The sequence below is a fragment of the Natrialba swarupiae genome (assembly GCF_008245225.1).
In the GTDB taxonomy this organism is placed as follows: Archaea; Halobacteriota; Halobacteria; order Halobacteriales; family Natrialbaceae; genus Natrarchaeobius; species Natrarchaeobius swarupiae.
On the sequence record NZ_VTAW01000061.1, the window covers coordinates 1 to 3,868 of the forward strand.

The following is a 3,868-nucleotide window of genomic DNA, read 5'->3' on the forward strand; positions in this document are numbered from 1 at the left end:
TCTATCTCGCTGTCTGCTTGGCTAGGCTGCACACCTTCTCCAAGCAGGCACTTTCTCTAAATCGATGTGATCGACTGGTGCTACATTCGCGCCCTGTATGCAGCACCAGCTCAGCAGACTATCGTGACACTGCCAGTCCGAGGCTGCTGCATACTGAGGATAAATGCAGCACTCAGATTATATTGACACCGAGGCCAGTAGTGGCATCTCTGACACCGTAAAGGTCGTTACTCATCGGGAATCATGGAGCTGACGAGCCATCTCGAATATTCGTCGACTAGACGACCCCCTCCAACAGTGGAGGGCTTATTCGGCTGGGGTGCATCTACGGTGTAATGAGTTCGACACCGCTGACGGACACCCTCCGAGATACACTCGCAATCTTCGAGGAGGGCGGGGCGCCTCGGACGACGACCGAGGTCGCCGAACAGTTCGACCTTGGTCGGCGGAGCGCCTACGAGCGACTGGAGCGCCTCGTCAACCACGACCAACTCGAAACCAAGAAAGTCGGGGGAAACGGGCGCGTCTGGTGGCGGCCAGTTATCGAGGAAGGAGCGATTACACGAGATTCCGTCGATCGCGACCTCGGTGCGGTATTTGATCGAATCTCGGACAGTTTCTACGCCCTCGATGAAGAACTCCGCTTTCGCTATCTGAACGACACCGCAGCAGACCTTTTTGGACTGGATGAGGATGCAATTGGTTCGGACATTCGCAATGTGAATCTCACGGAGACGTTCGAGAACGCGCTGTACGAAGCTCTCGAAACAAAAGAGCCTGTTACCTTCGAAGACTACTATCCGCCGTGGGACAAGTGGTTCCAAAACGCCATCTATCCCTCAGAATCAGGCCTGTCGGTTTTCTCCCGCGACATCACCGAACGGAAGCGACGCGAACAGGAACTGACCCGCTACGAAACGATCGTCGAAACGAGTCCGATCGGCATCACGATCGTCGGTAGCGACGGCGAGATGCAGTTCGCCAACGACCGTGCCGAAGAGATCTTCGGGCGGAGCAGATCCCGGATCAACGCGCTCAGCTTCGACGATCCGAGGTGGGACGAAGTCGACGAGGACGGCGAACCGCTCTCGCGTGAGGAGTTGCCCTTCCCGCGGATCGTGGAGTCCGGAGAACCACTGTTCGATCAGGTCAGCGGCGTGTTACGTCCGGACGGGGAACGCGTCTGGATCTCCGTCAACGGGGCACCGGTCTACGACGATCGTGGAGAGATCGAGAGCGTCGTGTTCAGTATCGAAGACATCACTGAACAAAGGGAACAACAACACACTCTCGAGAAGAGCGAACGACGCTACCGGACGCTGGCCGAAAACTTCCCGAACGGGATCGTCACCCAGTTCGACGAGGAGCTTCGGTACACGCTCGCCGAGGGGCAGGCATTCGACTATCTCCCTCAATCGCCGGATGACGTCGAAGGTCATTACCTCCACGAGGTATGGGCCGACGATGTAGCCGACACGATTGAACCCGTGTATCAGGCTGTACTTGAAGGCGAGAAGCAGTCGATAGAGGGTAAGTCCGAGGGGCGCGAGTGGATTGTCCACGTCGTCCCCCTCACGGATCAGGATGGCGAGATCCACGGGGGAATGGCGATAGCCCTAGACATCACCGAGCGTAAAGAACGCGAACGTGCGCTCGAGGAGTCGAACGAGCGCCTCGAGCAGTTCGCCCACGCGGTCTCTCACGATCTTCGGGAGCCACTGCGGATGGTCACGAGCTACCTCCAGTTGATCGACCAACGGTGCGGCGATGCGCTTGAGGACGACGGCGAGGAGTTCCTCGAGTACGCCGTCGACGGCGCCGAGCGCATGCGAGAGATGATCGAGGGCCTGCTCGAGTACTCGCGAGTCGAAACACAAGGAGAACCGTTCGAACCAGTCGATCTCGGCGCCGTCCTTGACGAGGTTCGCGACGACCTCCAACTCCGGATCGACGAGACGGACGCCGAGATTACGGCTGACGAGTTGCCGACGGTGGCCGGTGACGCTAGCCAATTGCGTCAGGTGTTCCAGAACCTGCTGGACAACGCCATCGAGTATAGTGGCGACGAGCCGCCCCGGATCGACATCGCCGCGGAACGAGTCGGTGATCGATGGCGCATTATAGTCGCCGACCACGGGATCGGGATCGATCCTGACAACCACGATCGCGTGTTCGAGGTGTTCCAGCGGCTCCACACCAGCAACGAGTACCCGGGAACCGGCATCGGCCTGGCCCTCTGTCAACGGATCGTGGAACGCCACGACGGTGAGATGTGGGTCGAGTCCGAGCCGGACGAGGGGTCGACGTTCTCATTCACGCTCTCTGAATCGTAATCGATCATCGTTTGTCGGCTGTTTCGACCACTCTTGATGACTCGATTGTGTGGACACGATGCGTGCCGCATTCGCGCTGTATATTCATCACGACTCTTCGAAGAGATACACTGATTGGTAGGAATTTCAGCGTTCAATAAACGTATGAATAGAACGTCAAGAAAGTCCGGTCGATACTCACAAGGCACTTATTTTAGTGACTCTGACAATTTTGCATGAATCGTCGAGAGATACTCTCTGTACTTGGGGCCGGGTCTGTTGTCGGCTTCACAGGATGCACATCGTTTTTTGAGGAAGAGGATACTACAGTTGAGCTACTCGGTGTTCGAGCGGTAAATTGGATCGATGAACCAACTGCTGTTGACGTTCGAGTTGCTCACGAAGGAGAGGTAGTCGGAGAGGCTACGTTTGAATTTAGCGAACACGGCCAAAGCCAGCTACTTGACTGCACGTGGCCAGCCGAACCGGGGGACTTTGTCGTCTCTGCTCGTCTTGAAGACGATGATGGGTGGAAAGACCGCGAGTTCACAGATCCCGAAGTAGAGTGTGGTAAGGTACTCGTTATGGTTGACCACCCTACCGAGCCCCCATCTATGCCAACCAGTACAAATTGCGAACGATCTTGGTGCTAACAACGATCAAGCGACTCCTGTCCGTTTCTGTCTGTATCCCCTATACCGAGCGATCACTACCATCGCAGATTGAGTCGAATCTCGTGTCACACTCGCGCTGTGAGTTCAGCATGGATTGTTCGAACTGCTCGGATTCTGTCAAGACTGGCCTGACCGACTCAGAGCATGAATACAGTACGGGAAATCGTGGGAATCGGCTAGATTTGTCCCCTACATCTGGAGACTATGTTCTTCGCAGAGCTTGGGGATGCTTTCGAGATCGGCCTCGAAGTCATATCGCTCGCAGATCTCCTCGAAACGGGCGAGTGCCTCCTCGTCCGTGGGGTTGAGTGGGTAGATATGCGAGATCTCCTCGAAGAACTCCGAGAATTCGCCCGGCGCGATGATCTCAAGGAACCGAAGCGGTTCGTCGCTCGCGTTCCAGAACGTGTGCCAGACGTCACGGCCTTTCACGACCGACTCCTCGGCTGGAACGGTTGTTAGTTCATCGTCGGCCAGTACGGTCATCTCGCCCTCCAGTACGTAGGAGATCTCGTCCTCACGGCTGTGGCGGTGGAGCGGTGCCGCCAGCGTGTGCGGCGGGAGCGTATGCTCGACAATGGCTACGTTTGCCTCGTTCTCCGCCCGAGAGACGTCAAGTCGTGCACCGAGCTTTCCAAGCATAACGTCGTACTTCGCTGAAGGCATAACCTGTGAACTCATCACGAATTATAATTGGCCTTATAAAGAGATAAACTAGTATTCGTAATGAGCCTGAAAGTCGTCGTATCGGATCAGTGTGTGGCTGGTACATCATCCATAACGCGCAAGCGCTCCTCTAGTACCCTCCCAACCGTGGACAGCTAGGTTATATCCTCTGGGCACGTATCTCTAGGAATGAGCCGAAAGAAGTACACTGTCGAT

At 56.2% G+C, this 3,868-nt stretch carries 2 protein-coding genes; one reads left to right on the plus strand and one right to left on the minus strand.

The annotated features are described in order from the left end of the window. The first annotated feature begins 335 nt into the window (after positions 1-335). Positions 336-2,333, plus strand: a complete 1,998-nt coding sequence (locus FYC77_RS19855; protein WP_149083218.1) for a PAS domain-containing sensor histidine kinase — start codon at positions 336-338, stop codon at positions 2,331-2,333. 842 nt (positions 2,334-3,175) lie between these two features. Here FYC77_RS19855 and FYC77_RS19860 read toward each other — a convergent pair. After that, positions 3,176-3,667, minus strand: a complete 492-nt coding sequence (locus FYC77_RS19860) for a cupin domain-containing protein (protein ID WP_149083219.1) — start codon at positions 3,665-3,667, stop codon at positions 3,176-3,178. Between the last annotated feature and the right edge of the window lie 201 nt (positions 3,668-3,868).

Coding starts and splice junctions, on each gene's coding strand:
- FYC77_RS19855 (WP_149083218.1), top strand. CDS start 336: ATGAGTTCGACACCGCTGACGGACACCCTCCGAGATACACTCGCAATC.
- FYC77_RS19860 (WP_149083219.1), bottom strand. CDS start 3,667: ATGAGTTCACAGGTTATGCCTTCAGCGAAGTACGACGTTATGCTTGGA.